This window comes from Streptomyces sp. DvalAA-43, from assembly GCF_900091725.1.
GTDB classification, from domain to species: Bacteria; Actinomycetota; Actinomycetes; order Streptomycetales; family Streptomycetaceae; genus Streptomyces; species Streptomyces pulveraceus.
Genome location: NZ_FMBW01000044.1, coordinates 294,646 through 319,046, shown reverse-complemented (window position 1 = coordinate 319,046; position 24,401 = coordinate 294,646). Strand labels below are relative to the sequence as shown.

Annotated in this window: 20 protein-coding genes; 12 read left to right on the top strand and 8 right to left on the bottom strand. The window is 72.6% G+C overall.

Annotated elements, in window-relative coordinates:
* Nucleotides 1-12 precede the first annotated feature (12 nt).
* Nucleotides 13-1,275 carry a beta-ketoacyl-ACP synthase II gene (gene fabF, locus GA0115234_RS18230; protein ID WP_093542922.1) on the top strand — a complete coding sequence of 421 codons (1,263 nt, stop codon included), beginning with the start codon at nt 13-15 and terminating at the stop codon, nt 1,273-1,275.
* Nucleotides 1,276-1,347: 72 nt separating this feature from the next.
* Here the strand turns inward: fabF and GA0115234_RS18225 are convergent, their stop codons facing one another.
* Complete coding sequence (locus GA0115234_RS18225) at nt 1,348-1,842, bottom strand: DUF3145 domain-containing protein (RefSeq protein WP_093542920.1); 495 nt, start codon at nt 1,840-1,842, stop codon at nt 1,348-1,350.
* A gap of 350 nt (nt 1,843-2,192) precedes the next feature.
* Here GA0115234_RS18225 and GA0115234_RS18220 point away from each other — a divergent pair, with 350 nt between their 5' ends.
* Nucleotides 2,193-3,101: an SGNH/GDSL hydrolase family protein gene (locus GA0115234_RS18220; RefSeq protein ID WP_093542918.1), complete on the top strand. Its 909-nt coding sequence runs from the start codon at nt 2,193-2,195 to the stop codon at nt 3,099-3,101.
* Nucleotides 3,102-3,112: 11 nt separating this feature from the next.
* On the top strand, nt 3,113-4,105 hold the full coding sequence (locus tag GA0115234_RS18215; RefSeq protein ID WP_093543373.1) for an aldose epimerase family protein: 993 nt from the start codon (nt 3,113-3,115) through the stop codon (nt 4,103-4,105).
* A 62-nt stretch (nt 4,106-4,167) separates the two neighbouring features.
* Here GA0115234_RS18215 and GA0115234_RS18210 read toward each other — a convergent pair whose 3' ends face one another.
* On the bottom strand, nt 4,168-6,639 hold the full coding sequence (locus tag GA0115234_RS18210) for a glycoside hydrolase family 3 protein (protein WP_093542916.1): 2,472 nt from the start codon (nt 6,637-6,639) through the stop codon (nt 4,168-4,170).
* 151 nt (nt 6,640-6,790) lie between these two features.
* Here GA0115234_RS18210 and GA0115234_RS18205 point away from each other — a divergent pair, with 151 nt between their 5' ends.
* Nucleotides 6,791-7,387, top strand: coding sequence for a TetR/AcrR family transcriptional regulator (locus tag GA0115234_RS18205; protein ID WP_093542914.1), 597 nt, complete (start codon nt 6,791-6,793; stop codon nt 7,385-7,387).
* A gap of 120 nt (nt 7,388-7,507) precedes the next feature.
* The gene (locus GA0115234_RS18200) at nt 7,508-9,499 is read left to right on the top strand and encodes a flavin monoamine oxidase family protein (RefSeq protein ID WP_093542912.1); all 1,992 of its coding nucleotides are present in this window, start codon (nt 7,508-7,510) and stop codon (nt 9,497-9,499) included.
* Between the two features lie 22 nt (nt 9,500-9,521).
* Here GA0115234_RS18200 and GA0115234_RS18195 read toward each other — a convergent pair whose 3' ends face one another.
* The 3 genes from GA0115234_RS18195 to GA0115234_RS18185 form a co-directional block, all read right to left on the bottom strand.
* Entirely contained in the window at nt 9,522-10,361 is an 840-nt protein-coding gene (locus GA0115234_RS18195; protein ID WP_093542911.1) for an EI24 domain-containing protein, read from the bottom strand.
* Between the two features lie 114 nt (nt 10,362-10,475).
* The gene (locus GA0115234_RS18190; protein WP_093542909.1) at nt 10,476-10,904 is read right to left on the bottom strand and encodes an organic hydroperoxide resistance protein; all 429 of its coding nucleotides are present in this window, start codon (nt 10,902-10,904) and stop codon (nt 10,476-10,478) included.
* 89 nt (nt 10,905-10,993) lie between these two features.
* On the bottom strand, nt 10,994-12,013 hold the full coding sequence (locus GA0115234_RS18185) for an NADP-dependent oxidoreductase (protein WP_093542907.1): 1,020 nt from the start codon (nt 12,011-12,013) through the stop codon (nt 10,994-10,996).
* Nucleotides 12,014-12,164: 151 nt separating this feature from the next.
* On the opposite strand from GA0115234_RS18185, the gene GA0115234_RS18180 reads away from it, so the two are divergent.
* From GA0115234_RS18180 to GA0115234_RS18165, 4 genes are all read left to right on the top strand, one after another.
* Nucleotides 12,165-12,644, top strand: a complete 480-nt coding sequence (locus GA0115234_RS18180; protein WP_093542905.1) for a MarR family winged helix-turn-helix transcriptional regulator — start codon at nt 12,165-12,167, stop codon at nt 12,642-12,644.
* Nucleotides 12,641-13,201, top strand: coding sequence for a hypothetical protein (locus tag GA0115234_RS18175; protein ID WP_093542904.1), 561 nt, complete (start codon nt 12,641-12,643; stop codon nt 13,199-13,201). Before GA0115234_RS18180 ends, GA0115234_RS18175 begins: the two co-directional genes overlap by 4 nt.
* A 151-nt stretch (nt 13,202-13,352) precedes the next feature.
* A complete protein-coding gene (locus GA0115234_RS18170; protein WP_093542902.1) occupies nt 13,353-14,390 on the top strand; it encodes a rod shape-determining protein in 1,038 nt (345 codons plus the stop codon).
* 20 nt (nt 14,391-14,410) lie between these two features.
* On the top strand, nt 14,411-15,988 hold the full coding sequence (locus GA0115234_RS18165; protein WP_093542900.1) for a GAF domain-containing sensor histidine kinase: 1,578 nt from the start codon (nt 14,411-14,413) through the stop codon (nt 15,986-15,988).
* On the opposite strand, the gene GA0115234_RS18160 is transcribed toward GA0115234_RS18165, so the two are convergent.
* The gene (locus GA0115234_RS18160; RefSeq protein ID WP_093542898.1) at nt 15,966-16,397 is read right to left on the bottom strand and encodes an Lrp/AsnC family transcriptional regulator; all 432 of its coding nucleotides are present in this window, start codon (nt 16,395-16,397) and stop codon (nt 15,966-15,968) included. The two genes, GA0115234_RS18165 and GA0115234_RS18160, sit on opposite strands and share 23 nt — an antisense overlap.
* A gap of 148 nt (nt 16,398-16,545) precedes the next feature.
* On the opposite strand from GA0115234_RS18160, the gene GA0115234_RS18155 reads away from it, so the two are divergent.
* From GA0115234_RS18155 to GA0115234_RS18145, 3 genes are read left to right on the top strand one after another with little or no spacing between them, the layout of a single operon-like run.
* Complete coding sequence (locus GA0115234_RS18155) at nt 16,546-17,754, top strand: MFS transporter (RefSeq protein ID WP_176729195.1); 1,209 nt, start codon at nt 16,546-16,548, stop codon at nt 17,752-17,754.
* Between the two features lie 36 nt (nt 17,755-17,790).
* Entirely contained in the window at nt 17,791-19,245 is a 1,455-nt protein-coding gene (locus GA0115234_RS18150; protein WP_093543369.1) for an acyl-CoA synthetase, read from the top strand.
* Nucleotides 19,238-20,587, top strand: coding sequence for a carboxyl transferase domain-containing protein (locus tag GA0115234_RS18145; RefSeq protein ID WP_093542896.1), 1,350 nt, complete (start codon nt 19,238-19,240; stop codon nt 20,585-20,587). Before GA0115234_RS18150 ends, GA0115234_RS18145 begins: the two co-directional genes overlap by 8 nt.
* A gap of 45 nt (nt 20,588-20,632) precedes the next feature.
* On the opposite strand, the gene GA0115234_RS18140 is transcribed toward GA0115234_RS18145, so the two are convergent.
* Nucleotides 20,633-21,898, bottom strand: coding sequence for an MFS transporter (locus tag GA0115234_RS18140; protein WP_093542894.1), 1,266 nt, complete (start codon nt 21,896-21,898; stop codon nt 20,633-20,635).
* Nucleotides 21,899-21,955: 57 nt separating this feature from the next.
* Entirely contained in the window at nt 21,956-23,842 is a 1,887-nt protein-coding gene (locus GA0115234_RS18135; RefSeq protein WP_370804527.1) for an ABC transporter ATP-binding protein, read from the bottom strand.
* Nucleotides 23,843-24,401 lie beyond the last annotated feature (559 nt).

The following is a 24,401-nucleotide window of genomic DNA, read 5'->3' as shown; positions in this document are numbered from 1 at the left end:
GAAGATTTTCCAGTGAACTCGACCAATCGCACCGTGGTCGTCACCGGTATCGGCGCAACCACTCCGCTGGGTGGCGACGCGGCGTCGACCTGGGAAGGTCTGATGGCCGGTCGTTCCGGCGTCAAGCCGCTCCAGGGCGAACGTTTCGCCGAGCTGCCCGTCCGGATCGCCGCCCTCGCGGCTGTCGACCCGGGCGACGTCCTGCCCCGCCCGCTCGCCCGCAAGCTGGACCGCTCGGCGCAGTTCGCGCTGATCGCGGCCCGTGAAGCCTGGGCGGACGCCGGTTTCACCGGCAAGGCCGGCGAGGACGAGAAGGTCCAGCCCGACCGGCTGGGCACGGTCATCGCCTCCGGCATCGGCGGCGTGACCACCCTGCTCGACCAGTACGACGTGCTCAAGGAGAAGGGCGTACGCCGCGTCTCCCCGCACACCGTGCCCATGCTCATGCCGAACGGCCCGGCGGCCAACGTCGGCCTGGAGGTCAACGCCCAGGCCGGTGTGCACACGCCGGTCTCCGCCTGCGCCTCCGGCGCCGAGGCGATCGGGTACGCCGTCGAGATGATCCGCACCGGCCGTGCCGACGTGGTCCTCGCCGGTGGCACCGAGGCGGCGATCCACCCGCTGCCCATCGCCGCGTTCGCCAACATGATGGCGATGTCCAAGAGCAACGAGGAGCCCGAGAAGGCCTCCCGTCCGTACGACACGGGCCGTGACGGCTTCGTCCTCGGCGAGGGCGCCGGCGTCGTCGTCCTGGAGTCCGCGGAGCACGCCGCCGCGCGCGGCGCGAGGATCTACTGCGAGGTGCTGGGCCAGGGTCTGTCCGCGGACGCCCACCACATCGCGCAGCCCGAGCCGACCGGCCGGGGCATCGCCGCCGCGATGGAGAACCTGCTGGACCAGACGGACCTCAAGCCGTCCGAGGTCGTGCACCTCAACGCGCACGCCACGTCGACGCCGCAGGGCGACATCGCGGAGCTGAAGGCCCTGCGCAAGGTCCTGGGCGACGACCTCGACCATGTCGCGATCTCCGCCACGAAGTCGATGACCGGTCACCTCCTCGGTGGCGCGGGCGGCGTCGAGACCGTCGCGACGGTCCTGGCGCTGCACCACCGGATGGCTCCGCCCACGATCAACGTGGAGCACCTCGACGAGTCGGTCGAGGCGGACATCGTGCGCGACACGCCCCGGCCGCTGCCGGAGGGTTCGATCGCCGCGATCAACAACTCGTTCGGATTCGGCGGCCACAACGTGGTGCTGGCGTTCCGCAGCGTCTGATCCCGCTCCTGTACGACGAAGGCCCGCCTCCCCTCCGGGGAAGGCGGGCCACGTCCGTTTCCGGAGGCGGGCTCAGACGACCTGGTGCAGCCACCGGACCGGCGCGCCCTCGCCCGCGTGGCGGAAGGACTCCAGCTCGTCGTCCCACGGCTTGCCGAGCAGTTTGGCGATCTCGGCCGCCAGGTCGCTCTCGCCCCGCACCGACCGGGCCAGCGCGGCCCGCAGCCGGTCCTCGGGCACCAGGATGTCGCCGTGCATGCCGGTGACGGCGTGGAAGATGCCGAGGCCGGGCGTCGAGCTGTAGCGCTCGCCCTCCGAGGTGGGGCTCGGCTCCGCCGTCACCTCGAAGCGCAGCAGGTCCCAGCCCCGCAGCGCGGAGGCGAGCTTGGAGGCCGTGCCGGGGCGGGCCTGCCAGGAGAATTCGGACCGCCAGGTACCGGGCGAGGCGGGCTGTCTGATCCAGTCCAGTTGGACCCGCACACCGAGGACACCGCCCACCGCCCATTCGACATGGGGGCAGAGCGCGCGCGGTGCGGAGTGAACGTACAGAACTCCACGTGTCGTCACCGGGACCTCCAGTGTGGGACGAAGTTCGCCTTCCCCAGCGGTCTCGCGCCCGTACCGTCTCTTCTCGGCCGGATCCCGAGGTTGTCATCAGTAAACAGCATCGGGCTGAAACTCCTGAAAAGGGACAGTATGTGACGTGATGTGATTTCCGGAAAGCCACCCGAGTGGAGCCGAGTGGGGGACGGCGCCGCTGGTTCGACGAGGAAAAGCTACCGCGCGGCGAGGCCCCAGGTGTGACGTACGGTCGGTCCTGGGCCCCTCATTCGCTCAGCTTTCACCCGCCGGGGCGCCCGGACCTTTTGACCGGTGCCACCAGGGGTTGCCGGGGGCATAACCGAGGGGACCAGAGGATGCAGGATCGTTCCGCCCGCCACCGTTCGCGTACCTCGGCCGCCGTCCTGGCGGCGCTCTCACTGCTCGGCACGGCCGTGCTGACCGGTTGCGACTCCGGCCCTGAGGGGACGACGAAGGGGGCGGCCGCACAGCCTTCTCCCAGGCCAGGCCCGGTCTGGGACCGCGAGCCCGGGTCGGTGGCCGCGGTCGGCGACTCCATCACGCGCGGCTTCGACGCCTGTTCGGTGCTGGCGGACTGCCCGGAGGTGTCCTGGGCGACCGGCACGGACAGCCAGGTGCGCAGCCTCGCCGTGCGGCTGCTCGGCGAGTCGGGTGCCGCCTCGCACAGCTGGAACCACGCCGAGACGGGGGCCAGGGTCGCGCAGCTGCCGGAGCAGATGGCGCTGGCCGCGAAGGAGAGACCCGATCTGGTGACGGTGATGATCGGCGCCAATGACGCCTGCCGGGACTCGGCCCGATACATGACGCCGGTGGCTGATTTCCGTGCGTCGTTCGAGGCGTCGATGCGTCAGCTGCGCTCCGGGGCGCCCAAGGCGCAGGTGTACGTGTCGAGTGTGCCGGACCTCAAGCGGCTCTGGTCGACGGGGCGCGGCAACGCGCTGGGCAAGCAGATCTGGAAACTGGGGATCTGCCGGTCGATGCTGGGCGACGCGGACGACATGGGTGCGGGGGCGACGGCCCGGCGCGCGTCGGTGCAGGAGCGGGTCGTGGCGTACAACGAGGTGCTCCGGGAGGTCTGCGCCAAGGATCCGCGCTGCCGCTACGACGGCGGGGCGGTCTTCGCCTACCCGTTCACCGGCAAGCAGCTCAGCCAGTGGGACTGGTTCCATCCGGGGCGCGACGGGCAGGCGCGACTGGCGGAGATCGCGTACCGCAATGTCACCGCCGCCCGGCCCCCGGCGTAGGGTCCGTGATCATGGTCACTGGTTCGGGCACGGCGATACGCACGGAAGACTTCGGCACCCTCGCGGACGGCACCCCCGTGCACCGCTGGACGCTGGAACGGGACGGCACGCGGGTGCGGGTGCTGACGTACGGCGGCATCGTGCAGTCGGTGGAGGTGCCGGACCGGGACGGGGCGCGGGCGGGTGTCGCGCTCGGTCTGCCGGACCTCGCCGGGTACCAGGCGTTCCCCGGGCCGTACTTCGGCGCACTGGTCGGGCGGTACGCGAACCGGATCGGCGGGGCGCGTTTCGAACTGGACGGGCGCACGCACCGGCTCACGCCCAACGAGGGGCGCAATCAGGTGCACGGCGGCGCCAGGGGCTTCGACAAGCGCGTGTGGCGGGCGCGGGAGGTGGCGGGCGGTGTGGAGCTCTCGCTGGTCTCCGAGGACGGCGAGGAGGGCTTCCCGGGCCGTCTCGCGGTATCGGCGGCCTACACCCTGGACGAGGGCGGGGCGCTGCGGATCACGTACCGGGCGACCACCGACGCCCCGACGGTGCTGAACCTGACGAACCACACGTACTGGAACCTCGCGGGCGACGGCAGCGGCAGCGCGCTCGGGCAGGTGCTGCGGATCGCGGCCGGGCGGATCACCCCGGCGGACGCCGAGTCGCTGCCCACGGGCGCGTTCCTGCCGGTGGAGGGGACCCGGTTCGACTTCCGTGAGCCGGTGCCGGTCGGCGCGGGCTACGACCACAACTTCGTGCTGGACGGCACGGGCCCGGCGGCCGAGCTGTACGACGCGGCCTCGGGGCGCGTGCTGACGGTGACCACGACGGAGCCGGGGCTCCAGCTCTACACGGCGGACCACTTCGACGGACGGCCGTTCGGCCCGTGCGCCGGGATCGCGCTGGAGACCCAGCACTTCCCCGACTCGCCGAACCGGCCGGAGTTCCCGAGCACGGTGCTGCGGCCGGACGAGGAGTTCGTCTCGACGACCGTGTACGGATTCACGGTGCGCTGACGGCACGGCAGGGGGCGGGACGGGACGGCAGGGGACGGGATCCGCCTCCTGCCGTCCGGCCGCTACCGCTCGATGTCCACGGTCGCCGTCAGGCGTACGTCACCGAGCGAGCGGGCCGCCTGCACCTCGTAGCCGCCGGGGACCGCGACCCAGTCGTACGCCTCCTCGTCCCAGATCTCGTACGCGCGCCGCTCCAGCGCGATCACCGCTTCGGCGCTCTCGCCGGGCGCCGCCTCGATCCGTGCGAAGCCGGCCAGCCAGCGGGCCGGGCGCTCGGCGGTGTCGTCCCGGGGCGCAAGGTAGAGCTGGACGGTCTCGGCGCCCGGCCGGGTGCCGGTGTTGCGGACGCGGACGGTGACGGAGTCCGGGCCCGCCGTCAGGCTCTCGTACTCCCAGGTGGTGTAGCCGAGTCCGTGGCCGAAGGGGTACGCGGGCGCGGTGCCGGCCTTCTCCCAGGCCCGGTAGCCGACGAAGACGCCCTCGTCGTAGTGGAGTTCGCCGTCGGTGGGGACGGTGTTGGAGACCGGGACGTCGGCGAGCGCGGCCGGCCAGGTGGTGGGGAGGCGTCCGCCCGGTTCCGCGGCGCCGAGCAGGACGTCGGCGAGGGCGTGGCCCGCCTCCTGGCCGGGGAACCAGGCGAGCAGCACCGCGGCGACCTCGTCACGCCACGGAAGCTCCACCGGGGAGCCGGAGTTGACGATCACGACGGTGTTCGGGTTGGCGGCGGCGACGGCACGGACCAGGTCGTCCTGATGGCCGGGGAGCCTGAGGTCGGTGCGGTCGAAGCCCTCGGACTCGACGCGTTCGGTGGTGCCGACGACGACGATCGCGGTGTCCGCGGCGCGGGCCGACTCGACGGCCTCCGCGATCAGCTCCTCGGGGTCGCGGCGCGGGCCGAGGTGGCAGAGGGAGAACGAGACGCCGAGGACCGGCTGGTCGTCGCCCAGGGTCTCGGGGACCTGCCGCAGCGAGACCTCGACGGGTTCGCCCGCGGTGAGGGTGATCCGGCCGCGCTCCAGCGGGTTGCCGAAGAAGGCCTCGCCGGGGTCGGCGGATCCGGTGACCCGGTGGATCCCGTCGTACAGGGTCTCGCCCGCGACGGTGAGGGTGAGCGCGCCGGTGCCGCGGGTGCCGAAGACGTGCTCGCCGCTGTCGCGCGGGACGAAGGTGCCGGTGATCTCGACGGTGTGCAGGGTGGAGCGGGTGACGCCTTCGGGGAGGTCGTCACCGATCCACTGGACGGTGCCGCCGCGCAGCGGTGCGGAGCCGATGACGGTGCCGGACGCGTCGTAGCAGACGGCCCTGACCTCGAAGCCCTTCTCGGCGGGGGTGAGTTCGGTGTTGGGGTCGGCGCCGACGCGGAAGTCGACGGTGCCCTCGGGGAGGGCGGCGACGAGGCCGTCCAGCGGGGTGACGACGTGGTGCGGGAAGACCTGGGCGGAGCCGCCGCCGAGGACCCGGGCGTCGCGGGCCAGCGCCCCGCTGACCGCGATCCGGCGGACGGCCGCCGGGTCGACGGGGAGGGCGGCGCGTTCGTTGCGCACCAGGACGAAGGAGCGGCGGGCGATCTCGCGGGCCAGGGCGTCGCCGTCGATGTCGTCGGGGCGGTCGGCCTCGGCGACGACGGGCGGGGCGCCGTCCAGGATGCCGACGCGGGCGGCCAGCCGCAGCACATTGCGTACGGCGCCGTCGACGACGGACTCCTCGACCTCACCGGCCCGCACGGCGTCGGCGAGCGCCTCGCCGTACACGGTCTTCGGGCCGGGCATCGCGACGTCGAGGCCGCCGTCGGCGGCGGCGACGGTGGAGCGGGCGGCCAGCCAGTCGGAGACGATGTAGCCGTCGAAGCCCCATTCGCCGCGCAGCACCGCGTTCTGGAGGTAGCGGTGCTCGGTCATGGTGGAGCCGTTGACCCGGTTGTAGGCGGCCATGATGCCCCACGGGTGGGCGTTCTTGACGATCCGCTCGAACGGGGCGAGGTAGATCTCGCGCAGGGTGCGCGGGGCGACGATGTTGTCGACGGTGAAGCGGTCGGTCTCGGCGTCGTTGGCGACGAAGTGCTTGACGGTCGTGCCGACCCCGCCGTCCTGCACACCGCGCACATAGCCGGTGCCGATCTCGCCGGTGAGGTACGGGTCCTCGCTGTACGTCTCGAAGTGGCGCCCGCCGAGCGGGGACCGGTGGAGGTTGACGGTCGGGGCGAGGAGGACGTGCACCCCCTTGCGGTGGGCCTCCTGGGCCAGCAGCCGGCCGGCCCGGCGGGCCAGGGCCGGGTCCCAGGTCGCGGCCAGCGCGGTGGGCGAGGGCAGCGCGACGGACGGGTCGTCGGCGCTCCAGGCGACGCCCCGGACCCCGATCGGGCCGTCGGACATCACCAGCGAGCGCAGCCCGATGGCGGGGAGCGCGGGCAGCGACCACATGTCCTGGCCGGCCAGCAGCCGCGCCTTGTCGTCGAGCCCCAGCGCGGCGAGCGCAGCGTCGACCACGGCCTCGCGGGCCGCATCGGGGTGGGTGGGTGTGGACGCGTCTGCCACGGCCGTTCCTCCTCGTCGGATTCTGGACTGAATGCCTCCATACTGGCCCACCACAGGTAGGTCAGTAGGTTTCGTTATCCCTCTGTGACATATGGGGATGGCGTACGGTCCCAGTGCGGGGTCGACGGAGCACCGAAAGGGGCCGGGGCGGATGGTGCGGGCCAGGAGCACGGAGCGGCGGGCGGAGATCGTCCGGGCCGCACTCGAAGTGATCGCCGAGCGTGGCTACCGGGGCGCCTCGCTGAGCGCGGTCGCCGAGCGGGTCGGCCTCAGCCAGCAGGGGCTCCTTCACTACTTCCCGACCAAGGAGGCGCTGCTCGTCGCCGTGCTGGCGGAGCGCGACCAGTGGGACACCGGGGGCTCCGCCCGGGGCGACGGCGTCTGGCGGATCGAGCTGCTGGCCTCGCTGGTGGAGTACAACGCGATGCGGCCCGGCATCGTCCAGACGTTCTCGGCGCTGCTCGGCGAGAGCGTGACGGAGGGTCATCCGGCGCGGGAGTTCTTCACCCGCCGCTACACCCAGGTCCGGGCGAGCATGGCGGCGATACTGCGCGCGGAGTACGGCGAACGGCTGCCGGGCGGGCTGACTCCGGAGCGCGCGGCGCCGCTGCTCGTGGCGGTGCTGGACGGGCTCCAGTACCAGTGGCTGCTGGACCCGGATTCGGTGGACATGCCCGCGGCGTTCGTGGACTTCCTGGCGCTGTTGCAGCCGTCCGAAGCGGCGGCCGCGGAGAACCCGTCATCATGACATCGCCTCTGGCGACGCACGGCGGAACCTGATCAACTCAGGCCCCCTGCGGGTGATTTCGGAATGGTCTACGCGCGTCCGGGCGCAGGGCACCCTCCGGGGCGCCCCACTGTTGACCGCATGACTACCCAGCCCACCGGGCCCGCCACCGGCCACTCCGCGCAGCCCGCCGAGCCCGCCGGCGGCCTGCCCTCCACCGGCCTGCCCTCCCGCCGCACCCTGCTCACGGGCGCCACCGCCGGCGCCGCCTTAGCCGTCGCCGCCGCGTCCGGCACCGCGCGTGCCGTCGCGCCCGGCGCCACCAGTTCCCCCGCCGCGCCCGCCCCCGCGGCCACCGGCTCGGACTGGAACGCCTGCCTGACCGTCGCCCGCGCCATCCTCGTACGCGACGAACAGGACCGGCCACTGGTCCCCGGCTACCGCGACATCCTGCTCTCCAAGGGCCTGCCGCGCAGCCGCAAGGCCCCCAAGAAGGTGCTGATCGTCGGCGCGGGACCGGCCGGGCTCACCGCCGCCCATCTGCTCCGGGCGGCCGGGCACACCGTCACCGTCATCGAGGCCAACGGCAACCGCGTCGGCGGCCGGATCAAGACCTTCCGCCGGGGCGGCCACGAGAAGGCGAAGGCACCGTTCGCCGACCCGAAGCAGAACGCCGAGGCGGGCGCGATGCGCATCCCCGACAGCCATCCGCTGGTCACCGGCCTCATGGACGGCTTCGATCTGAAGCGCCGCCCCTTCTACCTGGTGGACGTCGACGCCGGGGGGAAGCCGGCCAACCGCACCTGGATCCACGTCAACGGCATCCGGATGCGCAAGGCCGACTACGCGGCGAAGCCCCAGGCGGTCAACCGGTCGTTCGGGGTCCCCGCCGCGTTCGAGAACAAGCCCGCCGCGGCGATCGTGCGGGACGCCTTCAAGCCCGTACGGCAGGAGTTCGAGGGCAAGGAGGGCCGGGAGCTCGTCGAGGGCTGGGCGCGGGTCATCCAGCGGTACGGGCACTGGTCGATGTTCCGCTTCCTGACCGAGGCGGCCAGGCTCGACGAGCGCACCATCGACCTCATCGGCACCGTCGAGAACCTCACCTCCCGGCTCCATCTCGCCTTTGTGCACAGCTTCATCGGCGCCTCCCTGATCAGTCCGGACACCGCGTTCTTCGAGCTGCCGGGCGGCACGGGCGTCCTCGCCGACGCGATGTACGAGCGGGTCAAGGACCTGGTGCGGCTGGACCGCCGGGCCACCAGGATCAGCCACGGCACCGACGGCGTGGAGGTCGAGACGGTCTCCGAGGGCCGTGACGGCAGGCCGGTGGTGCGTCAGACCTTCCGCGGCGACCGGGCGATCATCACCGTGCCGTTCTCCGGGCTCCGCCACATCCCCGTCACGCCCGCGCTCTCGTACGGCAAGCGGCGCGCGATCACCGAGATCCACTACGACGCGGCGACCAAGGTGCTGCTCGAATTCAGCCGCCGCTGGTGGGAGTTCGAGGAGAAGGACTGGAAGCGGGAGCTGGAGCGGATCAAGCCCGGTCTCTACGACGCCTACCGGCTGGGCAAGGCCCCGGCCGACGGCTCGCTGCTGGGCTCCCACCCCTCCGTGCCGCCCGGCCACCTCCCGCCCAACCAGCGCGTGCACTACGCGGCGTACCGGGCCACCGCCCGCAACCAGCCCGAGGCGCCGCACGTCATCGGCGGCGGATCGGTCACCGACAACGCCAACCGCTTCATGTACCAGCCCTCCCACCCGGTCGAGGGCAGCGCGGGCGGGGTCGTCCTCGCCTCGTACAGCTGGGCCGACGACGCGCTGAAGTGGGACTCGCTGGACGACGACGAGCGCTACCCGCACGCCCTGGGCGGGATGCAGGACGTGTACGGGCAGCGCGTCGAGGTCTTCTACACGGGCGCCGGAGCCACCCAGTCGTGGATGCGCGACCCGTACGCGTACGGCGAGGCGTCGGTGCTGCTGCCGGGCCAGCACACCGAGCTGCTCGCCGATGTGCGCTCGGTGGAGGGGCCGCTGCACTTCGCCGGCGACCACACCTCGGTCAAGCCGGCCTGGATCGAGGGGGCGCTGGAGTCGGCGGTCCGGTCGGCGCTGGAGGTACACAGCAGCTGACCCGTGCCGGGACGGGCGTCGCTCAGTGGGCCGCCGGGCCCGGGGTGACGCCCGCGACGGCCGTGACGCCCGCGCTCGCGTCCTCGCCGTCGCCGCCGTTCTCGCCGTCGCCGCAGTCCTCGTTCTCAGGTCCCACCAGGTCGCGCGCCAGCAGCGTGGCTCCGGCGACGGCGCCCGGCATCAGGAACACGGCGACGAACGGGACCAGGAAGGCGAGGCCCAGCGGTACGCCGAAGCCGAGGGTCAGCAGACGGCGGCCGCGCAGCAGGGTGAGCCGGTCCTTCAGGACCATGCCGCGGCGCTGGAGCGCGACGGCGGTGAGCTCCTCGGCGAGGAAGTAGCCGGTGACGCAGAAGCCGAGCACCGGGACGACGGTCTGGCCGAGGACCGGGACGAATCCGAGGGCGAAGAGCAGCAGCGAGTACAGCCCCACCCGCACCAGGACGCGGACGCTGTCACGGGCGGAGATCCACAGCTCCCGCCAGAGCGGCAGCCCGGACTCGGGGACCTCGCCGCCCTCGGTGCGGTCGACCTCCTCGGAGAGCGACTCGTAGAAGGGCTGGCCGACCAGCAGCGTCACGGCGGTGAACGTGATCACGGCGAGGAAGAGCCCGAAGCCGAAGACCAGCACGGTCAGGGTGGTGCGGAGCAGGCCGAGCCAGGGCGAGGACCAGTCGTCGGCGAACGGCGTCGCCCGGTCCACCAGGTCGTCGGCGCCGTAGCCGAGGCCGACGAGCGCCGCCGCGTACAGGACGAGGGTGATGAGTCCGGGCAGCAGCCCGAAGCCGAACCACCGTCCGTGCCGGCCGACCCAGCGCTGTCCCTGTACCAAGTAGCCGAAGCCCGCCCCTAGATCACGCATGGCGTCAGCGTACTGGTGGGGAGGGGTACGGCCGGACGGGCCGTCGCCGCGAACACGGCCGGGGGCCGCACCCCTGCGCGGGGTGCGGCCCTCGGTGCGCTGCGAGCGGGGCGGTCAGGCGACCGACAGCCCGACCTTGATGTTGCCTCGCGTGGCGTTCGAGTACGGGCACACCTGGTGGGCCTTCTCGACGAGCGACAGCGCGGTGGCGGTGTCGACGTTCGGGATGGTGGCACTGATCGCCACCTCCAGGCCGAAGCCGCCCTCGGCCGTCTTGCCGATGGAGACCTCGGCGGTCACCGTGGAGCCGGAGATGTCGGCCTTCTCCTGGCGGGCCACCACGCCCAGCGCGCCCTGGAAGCAGGCGCTGTAGCCGGCCGCGAAGAGCTGCTCGGGGTTGGTGCCCGCGCCGCTTCCGCCCATGGCCTTGGGCGGGTTGACGATGACGTCGAGGTTGCCGTCGTCGGACGAGACGCGGCCGTCACGGCCGTTCTCGGCGGTGGCGACAGCGGTGTAGGCAACGGTTATGTCCTGAATGGTCATGCTGAGGATTCCTCCTGCTGTGCGCCGCGACTCGCGCCCACGATCGCGACGGCCTGGGGATGAGCCTAACGGGTGTGCCGGGGCGGCTGTCAGGCGAGGGAGACGATCATCTTTCCGGTGTTCTCGCCGCGCAGCAGGCCGACGAAGGCGTCGAAGCCGTTCTCGATGCCCTCGACGAAGGTCTCGCGGTACTTGAGCTCGCCCGAGGCCAGCCAGCCGGCGACGTCCTGGACGAACTGCGGCTGGAGCGCGGCGTGATCGCTGACGAGCATGCCCTGGATGCGCAGCCGCTTGCCGATGACGAGGGCGAGGTTGCGCGGGCCGGGGGCCGGCTCGGTGGCGTTGTACTGGGCGATCATTCCGCACACGGTGACGCGGCCGTGCACGTTGAGCGAGGAGATCGCCGCTTCGAGGTGCTCGCCGCCGACGTTGTCGAAGTAGACGTCGATGCCGTCGGGGGCGGCCGCGCGCAGCTGCTCGACGACCGGTCCGTCGTGGTAGTTGAAGGCCGCGTCGAAGCCGTACTCCTCGACGAGGAGCTTCACCTTCTCGTCGGATCCGGCGGAACCGACGACCCGCGAGGCGCCCTTGATCCTCGCCATCTGGCCGACCTGGCTGCCGACCGCACCGGCCGCGCCGGAGACGAAGACGGCGTCGCCCTCCTTGAAGGAGGCGACCTCGAAGAGGCCCGCGTAGGCGGTGAGCCCGGTCATGCCGAGCACGCCGAGGTAGGCGGAGAGCGGGGCGATCGAGGCGTCGACCTTCACGGCGTGCTCGGCCGGGACCTCGGCGTACTCGCGCCAGCCGAGGCCGTGCAGGACGTGGTCGCCGACCGCGAGGCCCTCGGCGTTCGAGGCGATGACCTCGCCGACCGCTCCGCCGTCCATGGGGTGGTCGAGCTTGAAGGGCGGGGTGTACGACTTCACGTCGTTCATCCGGCCGCGCATGTACGGGTCGACCGAGAAGTGCAGGTTGCGGACGAGGACACGGCCCTCGCGGGGCGCGGTGACCGGGGCCTCACGCAGCGCGAAGTCCTCGGCCTTCGGCCAGCCGTGGGGGCGGGCGACGAGGTGCCATTCGCGGCCGGACGTGGGAAGTGCTGCTGACATGGGCTCGGGTTCTCCTCAATGTCCTACGGAGTGGGGGAAGCTCCGGCCGGGGCGGTCGCTGCCGCACCGGGGAGCCGAAATGCTTCATGTAGTGAAACAACCATGCTCCTGAATATTTCACCTTGTCAAGCAACCGGCTATCCTGAGTGTCATGGCCACCCCCCGCACAGACCCTCTGACCCTCGAAGTCGTCGAGCTCATCGGTACCGTCGTGGCGCGCTACTACGAGGAGTACGACGAGGCGGCGGCAGCCCACTCGCTCACCGGCGCACAGGCAAGGGTGCTCGGGCTGCTCTCGCTGGATCCGATGCCCATGCGCCGGATCGCCCAGAAGCTGAAGTGCGAGCCGTCGAACGTCACCGGCATCGTCGACCGGCTGGAGACGCGCGGCCTGGTGGAGCGCAGGCCGGATCCGGCCGACCGGCGGGTGAAGCTGGCCGCACCGACGGAGCTGGGCGCCCGGACGGCGCGGCAGCTGCGCGACTCCCTCACCTTCGCCCGGGAGCCGCTGGCCGAGCTGTCGGAGGAGGACCGGACGATGCTGCGGGACCTGCTGCGCCGGATGCTGGGCGAGCCGGGACCGTCCGCCGGACAGGCCCCGGACCGGGGTGTGGAACCGTTGGGTCCATGACCGCGCCCTTCGGCCCACGTGAGTTCCAGCTCGTCCTGCTGCGCCGGATGGCCGACCACCAGCCCGGCCTGGTCGAGGAGGCCCGGCAGGAGCTGAGCGCCTCGGCCGCCGAGATGCGGGAGGCCAACCGCCGCTGGCAGGCCATGGTGCGGGCGCCCGGCGGACGGGGCTCGCTGCGCCGCTACCGCTCGGTGCTCGGCGAGCCCGCCTCGTCCGTACGCCGCACGATCGGCGACCTGGAGTGCGACGCGCTGCGGTGGCCGGTGCCGCTCTGGCCGGACCTCCGGTTCGAGGTGATGGTCGCGCCGGGCGGCGCGGTGTGGAACGAGTGGCTGGTCCGGGCGCCGGGGGCGCCGGGCCCCGAACTGCGCACGGTCGAGGATCTGCGCCCCTGGTCGGGCACGGTCGACGAGGTGGCGCGGGCCTTCCCGCCGGCCCGTCCGATGGAGGGCGGCGCGCCGACCCGGTGGGCGCTCGCGATCACCGCGCCGGGCACGGGCGAGCCGTATGTCGCCGAGTTCACCTGGGGACTGTTCCAGCGGCTGCTGCCGGGCTGATTCCCGCACCCCGCCCTTTTCTGTCGGCCCGTCAGCTCGATTCCCCCCTACGGCTCATCCCAGCGCGCGCCGCGACTCCGAACGGCGCACGATGCGAGAGAGAAACCGGCTGCCGCCGGTGCCACCGTCCGTGCTCTCGGGAGACCCTGCCGTGACCGTCAGTCTTGAGCAGTTGCGCCGTTGCCATGTCGCCGTCGACCTCGGGGCTGCCCGGACCCGGGTGTACGTCAAGGGCCTCGGGCTCGTCGTCGACGAGCCGAGCGTCGCGGCGGTGAACACCCGTACCGGGTCGCTCATCGCCGTCGGCGCGCTCGCCGAACAGATGACCGGGCGTACCCCCGGCTACATCCGGGTGGCCCGCCCGGTCACCGGAGGAACCGTCGTCGACATCGAGATGGCCCAGCGCATGCTGCGCCATCTGCTCGGCGAGAAGCTCCGCCGCCAGCTGCGCCGCAAGCCCCGGCTGCGGGCCGCCGCCTGCACCCCGCACGACAGCGATCCGCTCGCCCAGCGGGCCGCCGTCGAGACCCTGGTCGGGATCGGTGCCCGGCGGGTCGAGCTGGTCGACACCCTGATCGCGGCGGCCGTCGGCTGCGGGCTGCCGGTCGAACAGCCGACCGCCACCATGATCATGGTGTGCGGGGCCGCGACCACCCAGATCGCGGTGCTCTCGCTCGGTTCGATCGTGAGCGCCGTGCGCATCCCCGTCGGCGGCGACGCCATCGACCACGCGGTGGTCCAGCACCTGCGCCAGCACCATGCGCTGATGCTGCCCAGCCAGTCCGTGCGCCCGCTGCAACTGGCACTCAGCGGCGGCAGCCTGACCTCGCAGGGGCCCGCCACGACGGAGATCCACGGCCGTGACGTGGCGACCGGCCTGGCCCGCTCGGTGCAGGTGGACACCGCCGCCATGCGGCAGGCCATCCACGCCCCGCTCACCGCGGTCCTGGACGGGCTCGGCACGATCCTGCGCGACTGCCCGCCCGATCTGGTGGCCGACCTCGTGGACTGCGGGATCATGATGGTCGGCGGCAGCGCGCTGCTGCCCGGCCTCGACCAGATGCTGCGGAACGCGACGGGCCTGCCGGTGCACATCGCGGAGCGGCCGGATGTCTGCGCGGTGCTGGGGCTCGGTGCCATGCTGGACGGAAAGATCGAGCCGACGGTCCTCGACCCGCTCGCCTGCTGAGCACCACGGGGGTGCGGTGTATGACCGAAGAAACGGCGGACGCGGCCGCGGGGCCGCCCGGCGAGGCGGCCCCCGTACCGGAGAAGCCCCCGCTGTCGCTGCTCCTGGAGGCGGTGCTCAGCGTCGGCTCCGATCTCGAACTGCGGGCCATGCTCCAGCAGACCGTGGACACCGCCACGGAGCTGACCGGGGCCCGGTGCGGCGCGCTCGGGGTCCTCGACCCGGAGCGCGGCACCATCGGCGAGCTGTACACCGCGGGGCTCGACGACGCCGAGGGGCAGCGGACCGGCCCGTTCCCCTTCCGGTGCCCTTGCCCGTTCCCGGACGGGTGCCCGGAGCCCTCGCCCCGCGAGGATGCGGCCGACGGGGTGCCGCCCGGCCATCCGCCGAGGCGCTCCGTCCTCGGGGCGCCGATCCGGGTCCACGACCAGGACTTCGGCACACTCTGCCTCACCGGGAAGCACTCCGGCGGCTTCACCGACTCGGACGCGGTGGTGCTGAGGGCGCTGGCCTCGCAGGCCGGCATCGCGATCGCCAACGCCCGGCTGTACGAGGCGGCCCGGCAGCGGGAGCGCTGGATCGAGGGGGCGGCCGCCGTCACCACCGCGCTGCTGACCGGCGGGAGCGCGGCCGACGCGCTGATGACCGTCGCCGAGGGGGCCAGGGCGCTCGCCGACGCCACTGCCGGGGTCATCCTCCAGCCGAACGAGGCGGGCGGGATGGAGATCGTCACCGCGTCCACACTCGACGACCCGGCCGGGATCGTCGGTACAGCCATCGAGCCCGGCTCCGCGGTGTTGACCCAACTACTGGGCGGGGAACCGGTGTTCATCGAGGACTCGGCGACCGATCCGCGGATGACGACCCATGTGCGGTCGCGGTTCGGCCCCAGCATGATGCTGCCGTTGCAGAGCGGCGGACGGCTGATCGGCACCCTCGCCCTGCCCCGGCGGCGCGGCGACCGCCCGTACACGGCCGTGGACCGGCTGCTGGCCACGCAGTTCGCCTCCCAGGCCGCGCTCGCGCTGGTGCTGGCGGACGCCGGGCACGACCGGGAACAGCTCGCGGTCTACGAGGACCGGGACCGGATCGCCCGCGATCTGCACGATCTGGTGGTCCAGCGGCTGTTCGCGACCGAGATGATGCTGGAGTCGACCCGCCGCCGGGCCGCCGCCCCGGAGACGGACGAGCTGCTGGGCCGGGCCGTGGACGAGCTGGACTCCACCATCCAGGAGGTACGGACGGCGATCTTCGCCCTTCAGCAGCCGCCCGCCGAGGCCCCCGCCACCTTCCGCGGCCGGGTGCTGCGGGAGACCGGGGGCGCCGCCGTCCTGCTCGGCTTCCCGCCGTCGGTGCACTTCACCGGGGCGGTCGACGCGCTGGTCCGGGACCCCGTGGACCGGCAGCTGCTCGCCGCGCTGCGCGGCGCCCTCGCGGCCGCGCACCGGCGGGCAGGCGTGTCGGCGATCGATGTGGAAGTGGACGCGACGGCCGAGCTGCCGGACGGGCGGGCCGCGGTCCGGCTGACGGTCGCCGACGACGGGCGCGAGGAGGACGGCTCGCGCCCGTCGCCCGTCATCTGGCGGGCGCCGCTCTGAGCGCGACCCTGGTGTTGGAGTGGGCGACCCCTGCCTCCCGCTTGAGCCTGCGCAGCAGCCCGTCCAGGGCCACGGTGTCGGCGACGGTGGCCCGTACGAGATAGTCGTGGCCGCCGGTCACATGAACCACTTCGGTGATGCCGGGCAGGGCGAGCACCGCCCGTTCGAACACCTCGTTCGTCGTATCGATCCGCAGCGTCACATCGATGAAGACGACGAGCCCGGTACGGGTGTCGGCGGCCGGGTCGATGATCACGGTGAAGCCGCGGATGACCCCGTCCCGGCGCAGCCGGCGCACCCGGTCGGCCGCCGCGTTGGCGCTGAGCCCGACCCGTACGCCCAGATCGCGGTACGAGATCCGGGCATCCTCCTGGAGGATGCCGAGGATTTCTCTGTCCAGACGGTCCATACTGCGATTGTCGCAGCTTTGTCCGGTTCGTGACTGGGCACACCGCGTCCGGCCGTACCCCTCCCCCGTTCCCGGGCCCCCGGCCCGGGGTGACCCGCTTGGCGCATTCCGGCAGGCCTGCGGCCTGCGCCCGCCCTTGACTGAAGGCGTGGATACCGCCGTCAAGCAGCCCCCCGCCACGGTCGACGCGCCGTCCTCGGCCGCCTATCGCAATCTCGTGATGGCCACGATCGGCTTCGGTCTCACCTTCTGGGCCTGGAATCTGATCGCGCCGCTGTCCGGGGAGTACAAGGAGCGGCTGGGGCTGAGCTCGTTCGAACAGTCGCTGCTGGTGGCGGTGCCGGTGCTGGTCGGTTCGCTGGGCCGGATCCCGGCGGGCGCGCTCACCGACAAGTACGGCGCACGGCTGATGTTCCCGCTGGTCTCGGCGCTCACCATCGTGCCCGTGCTGCTGCTGATCCCGGCGCGGGACTCCTACGGGGCGATGCTCGCGGTGGGCTTCTTCCTGGGCCTGGGCGGCACCACGTTCGCGATCGGCATCCCGCTGGTCAACTCGTGGTTCCCGCCCGCCGAGCGGGGCCTCGCGCTCGGGGTGTTCGGCATGGGCATGGGCGGGGTCGCCCTGTCCGGGTACTTCACCCCGAGGATCGCCGGGCACGGCGACAACCTGCCCTACCTGGTGGTCGCGGCGGCGCTCGTGGTGTACGCGGCGCTGGCCGCCGTACTGATCACCGACCGTCCGGGCCGCCCGGTGCCCACCGACTCGCCGGCCCACCGGCTGTCCGCCGCCGGGCGGCTGCGGGTCACCTGGGAGCTGTCCGCGCTGTACGCGATCGGCTTCGGCGGAATCGTCGCGTTCGGCGTCTACCTCCCCACGTATCTGAAGACCTGGTACGACCTGTCACCCACCGACGCCGGTACGAAAGCCGCCGGGTTCGCCCTGGTCACGGTCATTTTCCGGCCGATCGGCGGCTGGCTCTCGGACCGCGTCCACCCGGCCGTGGTCACGGCGGCGGCGCTGGGCCTCGCCGCGCTGATGGCGATCATCCAGGCCTTCGACCCGCCGCTGGCCCCGGGCGGCACGATCGCGCTGCTCTGCATGGCGGCGGGTCTGGGCACCGCGAGCGGCAGCGTCTTCGCCCTGGTCTCGCAGGTGACGCCGCAGGCGAAGGTGGGCAGCGTGACCGGGATCGTCGGCGCGATGGGCGGGCTGGGCGGCTTCGTGCCGCCGCTGGTGATGGGGGCGATCTACAGCGCGAAGGGGTCGTACTCGATCGGCTTCATGCTGCTGTCGGACCTGGCGCTGGCGGGGTGCGTCTACGCGTACGGCCGCATGCGGGGACTCCGGCGGGAGTAGGGTCCGGCGCCCGGGACAGCCCTTAGGGTGCGGTGGGTGACTCCTCTTCTGTGTGCGCCGGATGACGGTTCGACCCGGGAAGCCACCCGGTTCGGCGACGACACCATGACCTACGAGCGGCTGGCCACCGCCTCCACCGCGCTCGCCGCGCGGATCGCCGGGGCCGGGCGGGTCGCCGTCTGGGCCACTCCCACGCCCGCGACGGTGGTCGCCGTCGTGGCCGCGCTGCGTGCCGGGGTACCGGCCGTTCCGCTCAACCCGAGGACGGGAACGCGTGAACTCGCCCACATCGTGGCCGACAGCGAGCCGACCGTGGTGCTGGCCGGGGCGGGCGACGCGCTCCCGCCGGTGCTGGAGGCGCTGGAGCGTATCGACGTCGACACGGCTGGTGAGGGCGCCCGCCCCACGCTGCCCGAGCCCTCCCCCGAGTCCCCCGCGCTGATCGTCTACACCTCCGGCACCACAGGACCGCCCAAGGGCGCGGTCCTGCCGCGCCGGGCCATCGCCGCCTCGCTCGACGCGCTGGAGGACGCCTGGCAGTGGACCGGCGACGACGTGCTCGTCCACGCGCTGCCGCTCTTCCATGTGCACGGACTGATCCTGGGTGTGCTCGGGCCGCTGCGCCGGGGCGGCTCGGTGCGGCACCTGGGCAGGTTCTCCACCGACGGGGTGGCCCGGGAGCTGTCGTCCGGCGGCACCATGCTCTTCGGCGTACCGACGATGTACCACCGGCTGGCCGAGGCCCTCTCCGGTCCGGGGGCCGGAGAGCTGGCGAAGGCACTGGCCGGGGCCCGGTTGCTGGTGTCCGGGTCGGCGGCGCTGCCGGTGCACGACCATGAGCGGATCGCGCGGGCCACCGGCCGCCGGGTCATCGAGCGGTACGGCATGACGGAGACCCTGATGAACACGGGCGTCCGGGCCGACGGCGAACCCCGCCCCGGAACGGTCGGCGCGCCCCTGCGCGACGTGGAGCTCCGCCTGGTCGAGGAGGACGGCACCGTCCTCGCGGACGACGGCACCGGCCCCGACGCCATCGGCGAGATCCAGGTGCGCGGCCCGAACCTCTTCACCGGCTATCTGAACCGTCCCGACGCCACGGCCGCCGCGTTCACCGACGACGGCTGGTTCCGCACCGGGGACATGGCCACCCGGGACGCCGACGGCTATGTGCGGATCGTCGGGCGCAAGGCCACCGACCTGATCAAGAGCGGCGGATACAAGATCGGCGCAGGGGAGATCGAGAACGCGCTGCTGGACCACCCCGGCGTCCGTGAGGCCGCCGTCACCGGGGAGCCGGATCCGGATCTGGGCGAGCGGATCGTCGCCTGGGTGGTGCCGGCCGACCCGGCCGCGCCGCCGTCCGGGGACGAGCTGGCGGACCATGTGGCCGCCCAGCTCTCCCCGCACAAGCGCCCGCGCACGGTCCGTTACCTGGAGGCGCTGCCCCGCAACGACCTCGGCAAGATCATGAAGCGGTCGCTCCATGCCTGAGCGGCTGAGTGCGAGAGCGGCGATCGCGGCCGTCACCACCGAGTTCGAGGAGCTCGGGGACGCCGCGCCCGGCCGTGACGGCGCCGACGACGGCCCCCTCTCCTGGGCCGGGTACGCGGACTCCCGGGCCCGCGCCACCGCCCGTACCGGCGAGGAGGAGTCCGTCGTCCACGGGATCGCCTCCGTCGGCGGCCGGCGCTGTGTGCTGGTCTCGTTCGAGTTCGGCTTCCTGGGCGGCTCGCTGGGGCAGCGCACCGGGGACCGGCTGGAGGCCGCGTACGACACCGCCCGGACCCGGGCCCTGCCGCTGGTCTCGCTGATCGCGACGGGTGGCAGCCGGATGCAGGAGGGCATGGTCGCCCTGACCCAGCTCCAGCGGGTGGCCCGCGCCTCGGCCCGGCTGCGGGCGGCGGGCCCCGCGCAGCTCGCGGTCCTGCGCGACCCGACGACGGGCGGCGGCTGGGCCACGCTGGGCGCGGGCGCCGATGTGATCCTGGCGCTGCCGGGTGCCCAGGTCGGTTTCGCCGGTTCCCGGGTACGGCCCCCGGACGCGGACCCTCACGCGTACACCGCCGAGGGCCAGCTCGCCGCGGGGCAGATCGACGCCGTCGTCCCGCCCGGGGAGCTCCCGGAGACGGCGGCGCGCTGGCTGCGGGCGCTGCACGCCCAGGGCTCCCCGGCGCTTCCCGCGCCCGTGCCGGACGCCCTGTCCGCCACCGGTCTCCCGGCGAGCGGCTGGGACGCGGTCCGGCAGGCCCGCTCGCCCGCCCGGCCGCGCGCCCAGGCGTATCTGGACGCCTATTTCGACCACCGGCTCCCGCTCGTCGGCGACCGCTGCGGGGGTACGGACCCGGGGCTGCTCTGCGGCTTCGGACGGCGCGGCGACCGGTCGATCGCGTATGTGGCGCAGTGCGGCACCGCGACCCGCCCGGCCGGTTACCGTGCGGCGGTGCGGGTGATCCGGCTGGCCGACCGGATCGGCGTTCCCGTGCTCACCCTGATCGACACCCCGGGTGCGGCGAACGACGCGGAGGCGGAACGGGCGGGCGCCGGTGCCGCCATCGCCGACGCCTTCGCGGCGATGGCGGAGGTCCGGGTCCCCGTCACCACCCTGGTGATCGGCGAGGGTGGTTCGGGCGGCGCGCTGGCGCTCGCGGCGCCGGGGAACACCCATGTCACCCGGGACAGCTACTTCTCGGTGATCGCGCCCGAAGCGGCGGCGGCGATCCTGAAGCGCGCCCCGGACGAGGTGCGTGCCACGGCCGGCCAGCTGCGGCTGCGCCCGCAGGACCTGGTGGAACTGGGCTTCGCCCGCTCGGTGGTGGGGCCGCGGCGGACGTGAGGCGGGGCCGGGGCCATGCCCCGGGGTGAGACGCGGGCGGGTCCGTCACGGCTGCGGGTCCCGCGCGTCGTACCGGGCGAACCCGCGCCAGCGCAGCGCCAGCAGGGCCACGGCGACGACACAGGCGATCCCGCCGCCGGTCACCGCCAGGCCGGGCGAGGTCAGGTCGGCGACCGATCCGGCCAGGAAGTCGCCGAGCCTCGGCCCGCCAGCCACGACGACGATGAACACGCCCTGGAGCCGCCCGCGCATCTCGTCCGGCACGGCCGCCTGGAGCATGGTGTTGCGGAAGACCATCGAGGTGGTGTCCGCGCACCCGGCGAGGGCCAGGAAGAGCAGTCCAAGCCAGAGCTGCCGGGTCAGGCCGAAGACCGCGATGGCGGTGCCCCAGCAGCCGACGGCGAGCAGCACGGCGAGCCCGTGCCGCCGGACGCGCCCCAGCCAGCCGGAGAACACCCCGCCGAGCAGCGCCCCGAACGCCGGGGCGGCGACCAGCAGTCCGGTGGTCCTCGCGTCCCCGCCGTACCAGAGGACGGCGACGACGGGGAACAGCGCCCGGGGGTTGGCCAGCAGCATGGCGCACAGGTCGGTGAAGAAGGTCATCCGGAGATTGGGCCTGGTGCCCAGGAAGCGCAGCCCGTCCATGACGGAGGCGCGCTTGTCCCGCACGCCCTCCTCCCGCTGCGGCAGCATGGCGGGCAGCCGCCACATCGCGTAGAGCGCGGCGGTGAAGGTGACGGCGTCTACGGTGTACGCGGCCCGGTAGCCCCACCAGCCGACGACGAGCCCGCCGAGCATCGGCCCGACCAGCGTTCCGGTGGTGCTGGTCATGGAGTTGAGCGCGTTGGCGGCGGGCAGCTGCTCGGCCGGCAGCAGCCGGGCGATCATCGAGCTGCGGGCCGGTGCGTTGACCGCGAAGCAGGCCGCCTGGAGCGCGACGACCGCGTACAGCAGCCCCACCTGCTCCACCCCGGCGACGGTGAGGGCGACCAGCGCGACGGAGAGCACGAACGACCCCGCGGAGCTGGCCAGGCCCAGCTTGCGCCGGTCGACGGTGTCGGCGACGGCCCCGCCGAAGAGCCCGAAGACCACCATCGGCAGGAACGAGCAGAAGCCGATGAGCCCGACCGAGAAGGCGGACCGGGTGATGTCGTAGACCTGGAGCGACACGGCGAGCGAGGTCATCCCCTGCCCGATCCAGGAGACCGTGTTCCCGAACCAGAGCCGCCGGTAGTCGGGGGAGCTCCGCAGGGGCGTCAGATCGGCGAATATGCGGGTGCGAGGGGCGGGTTCTTCCGCTGTTTCGGTCACAGCGGATGGTAACGACCGGGTCGGAACCCGCCGTTCGCGCGCCGTGCCGCCGGCCGGCTACCTCCAGTGGCTCCCCGGCGGCCGGGCGGCCTTGTACACGGTTCCGTTGTGCGGTCGGGCGCCACCGTGTTCGAACAGCGTGGCGTACAGGCCGCTCCTGCCGAGGAGTTGGGTGTGCGTGCCGGACTCCACCAGCCGCCCCTCGTCCAGGACGAGGATGCGGTCGGCGTCCGCGGCCAGGGCCAGGTCGTGGCTGATCACGATGGTGGTACGGCCCTCGGCCAGCCGTCGCAGCGGTTCGAGGATGCGCTCCGCGGCCAGCCGGTCCAGCCCGGTGGTGGGCTCGTCGAGGATGAGGACGGGTGCGTCGCGCAGCATGGCGCGGGCGATGGCGATCCGCTGCAACTGGCCGCCGGAGAGCCGGGAAGTGCCGGTGGCAATGACGGTGTCATATCCCTCCGGAAGCGCCTCGATGAACGCCTCGGCGTCGGCCGCCCGCGCGGCCCGCACGACGTCGTCGTGGCTCGCGTCGGGTTTTCCGCAGCCGATGTTCTTCTCGATGGTGTCGTGCAGGACCAGCGTGTCCTGCGGCAGCAGCGTGACGTTCTGGCGGAGGTAGGTCAGCGGCAGCCGGTCCACGGACTCGCCGTCCAGCAGTACGCTGCCGGTGTCCGGGTCGTAGAACCTCAGCAGCAGCGACGCCAGGGTCGACTTGCCCGCACCGCTGGGGCCGGTGATGACCAGCAGTTCGCCGGGACTCGCGGTGAACGAGAGGTCCCTGAGCACCATCTCGCTGTTGCCGGGGTAGTGGAAGAACACCTGGCGCGCCTCCACCTCGCCGAGCGCCCGCTTCCGCGGCGGCTCGGGCACGGAACCGGCCGGGTCGGTGACGGCGGGCTCGGTGTCGAGGATCTCCAGCAGTCGTTCGGCGCCCGCGGTCGCGGCGGTGGCCGTCAGTCCGAGCTGGCCCAGCGAGCGGATCGGCGGGTACAGGTAGCCGATGAAGGCGGCGAAGGCCAGGAGCTGTCCGAGGGTCATCCGGCCGGCCGAGATCTCCCAGGCGCCCAGGCCGATGATCGTCAGCACGCACACCGTTTCGAGGACCTCGATGAACTGCTCGTAGAACTCGGTGAGGCGCACGGCCCTCACCGCGGTCCGCAACCGGACCCGTGCCTTGCCGAGGAGCCGGTCCTCCTCGTCCTTCCGCCTGTTGTACGCCTGCGTCAGGACGACGTTTACCAGCGTCTCCTCGACCACCGCCGTGATGGCGCCGTCCGCGGCGCGGCCGCGCCGGGACACGGCGCGCAGCGGCCCGGCGAAACCGCGGGTCGCGATCACGAGGATCGGCACCATGACGAAGGTGGCGAGAGCCAGGTCCCAGCGCAGCCAGATGGCGGCCGCGGCGTAGAAGAGGGTGCCGAACAGCGCGGACGCCGCTCCGACGATGCCGGAGACCACGAGTGCCTCGATGGCCTCCACGTCTCCGGTGAGCCGCTCCACCAGGTCACCGCGGCGATTGCGCTGGTAGAAGTGCGGCGGGAGCACCTGGAGGTGACCGAACACCCTCGCCCGCAGTCGCAGCACGAAACGTTCCGCGGTCCAGACGGCGAGCGAACTGCCCAGGTACCCCACCACGGCACCGACGACCGCCACGGCGAGCCACTGGAAGGCGGGCTTCCAGAAGGCACTGACATCGCCGCTCTGCAGCGCCTTGTCGGTGAGTTCGGCGAAGAGCAGGACAGTGACGGTCTCGGCGAGGGCGGCGAGGACCGCGCAGAGGAAGATGAGGACGAGCCAGCGCCGGTCGCCCTTGGTCAACGGCCAGAAGCGCCGGAAGGACATCAGGATGCTGACGGGGTCGGTACGGATCGGAACATCCGATACCGGGTCGTCGGGCGGCTCTTCGATGGGGTCGGAACGCTTGAGCAAGCTGTGAAAGCGCATGGACATCACATCACCGAGGTGCTCGGAAGGGATCTGGCCATGGAAAGGGCCCCAAAAAAGCGAGGCGGACCCGCGCGGAGTGCGCGAGCCTGCCTCGGGTTGGGGTCAGGGGGTCGGGGTGACGGGTGTCAGCAACCCCAGCGACCACCTCGGCCGTAGCCGTAGTCGTCGAAGTAGTCACCGAAGCCGCGTCCACGACCGCCGTATCCACGGCCACCGTATCCACGACCACCGCGTCCACGGCCGCCGAATCCGCCACGGCCACCACGACCGCCGCGACCGCCGCCGCCCCTGTAATCGAAGATGCTACGAACCTTCATCTTCGTCTCCTTTGGAGGAGTTCACTGTGCCGCTCCTTGCTCTTGCTGCGGCACTTTCGACACTACGTCCGACCACTGGGACCAACAAGTCGTAGAAGCCGTAATCAAGAACTAAAAGTGCCGAAATACCATAATCCTCCGGAGCGTTGTCATAAGTGACTCTCCGGCACACCCGGGCGGGACGGTCAGGGGTGAAACACGCGCCGCGTCTCGGGCAAGGCCACCACCGTGCGGTACGG

What these genes read in the sequence shown, in the direction of transcription:
- GA0115234_RS18185 (WP_093542907.1), bottom strand. Translation starts at nt 12,013, where the DNA reads ATGTCAGCAGCACTTCCCACGTCCGGCCGCGAATGGCACCTCGTCGCC.
- GA0115234_RS18205 (WP_093542914.1), top strand. Translation starts at nt 6,791, where the DNA reads ATGGTGCGGGCCAGGAGCACGGAGCGGCGGGCGGAGATCGTCCGGGCC.
- GA0115234_RS18220 (WP_093542918.1), top strand. Translation starts at nt 2,193, where the DNA reads ATGCAGGATCGTTCCGCCCGCCACCGTTCGCGTACCTCGGCCGCCGTC.
- GA0115234_RS18135 (WP_370804527.1), bottom strand. Translation starts at nt 23,842, where the DNA reads ATGCGCTTTCACAGCTTGCTCAAGCGTTCCGACCCCATCGAAGAGCCG.
- GA0115234_RS18195 (WP_093542911.1), bottom strand. Translation starts at nt 10,361, where the DNA reads ATGCGTGATCTAGGGGCGGGCTTCGGCTACTTGGTACAGGGACAGCGC.
- GA0115234_RS18160 (WP_093542898.1), bottom strand. Translation starts at nt 16,397, where the DNA reads ATGGACCGTCTGGACAGAGAAATCCTCGGCATCCTCCAGGAGGATGCC.
- GA0115234_RS18200 (WP_093542912.1), top strand. Translation starts at nt 7,508, where the DNA reads ATGACTACCCAGCCCACCGGGCCCGCCACCGGCCACTCCGCGCAGCCC.
- GA0115234_RS18175 (WP_093542904.1), top strand. Translation starts at nt 12,641, where the DNA reads ATGACCGCGCCCTTCGGCCCACGTGAGTTCCAGCTCGTCCTGCTGCGC.
- GA0115234_RS18145 (WP_093542896.1), top strand. Translation starts at nt 19,238, where the DNA reads ATGCCTGAGCGGCTGAGTGCGAGAGCGGCGATCGCGGCCGTCACCACC.
- GA0115234_RS18180 (WP_093542905.1), top strand. Translation starts at nt 12,165, where the DNA reads ATGGCCACCCCCCGCACAGACCCTCTGACCCTCGAAGTCGTCGAGCTC.
- GA0115234_RS18190 (WP_093542909.1), bottom strand. Translation starts at nt 10,904, where the DNA reads ATGACCATTCAGGACATAACCGTTGCCTACACCGCTGTCGCCACCGCC.
- GA0115234_RS18215 (WP_093543373.1), top strand. Translation starts at nt 3,113, where the DNA reads ATGGTCACTGGTTCGGGCACGGCGATACGCACGGAAGACTTCGGCACC.
- GA0115234_RS18165 (WP_093542900.1), top strand. Translation starts at nt 14,411, where the DNA reads ATGACCGAAGAAACGGCGGACGCGGCCGCGGGGCCGCCCGGCGAGGCG.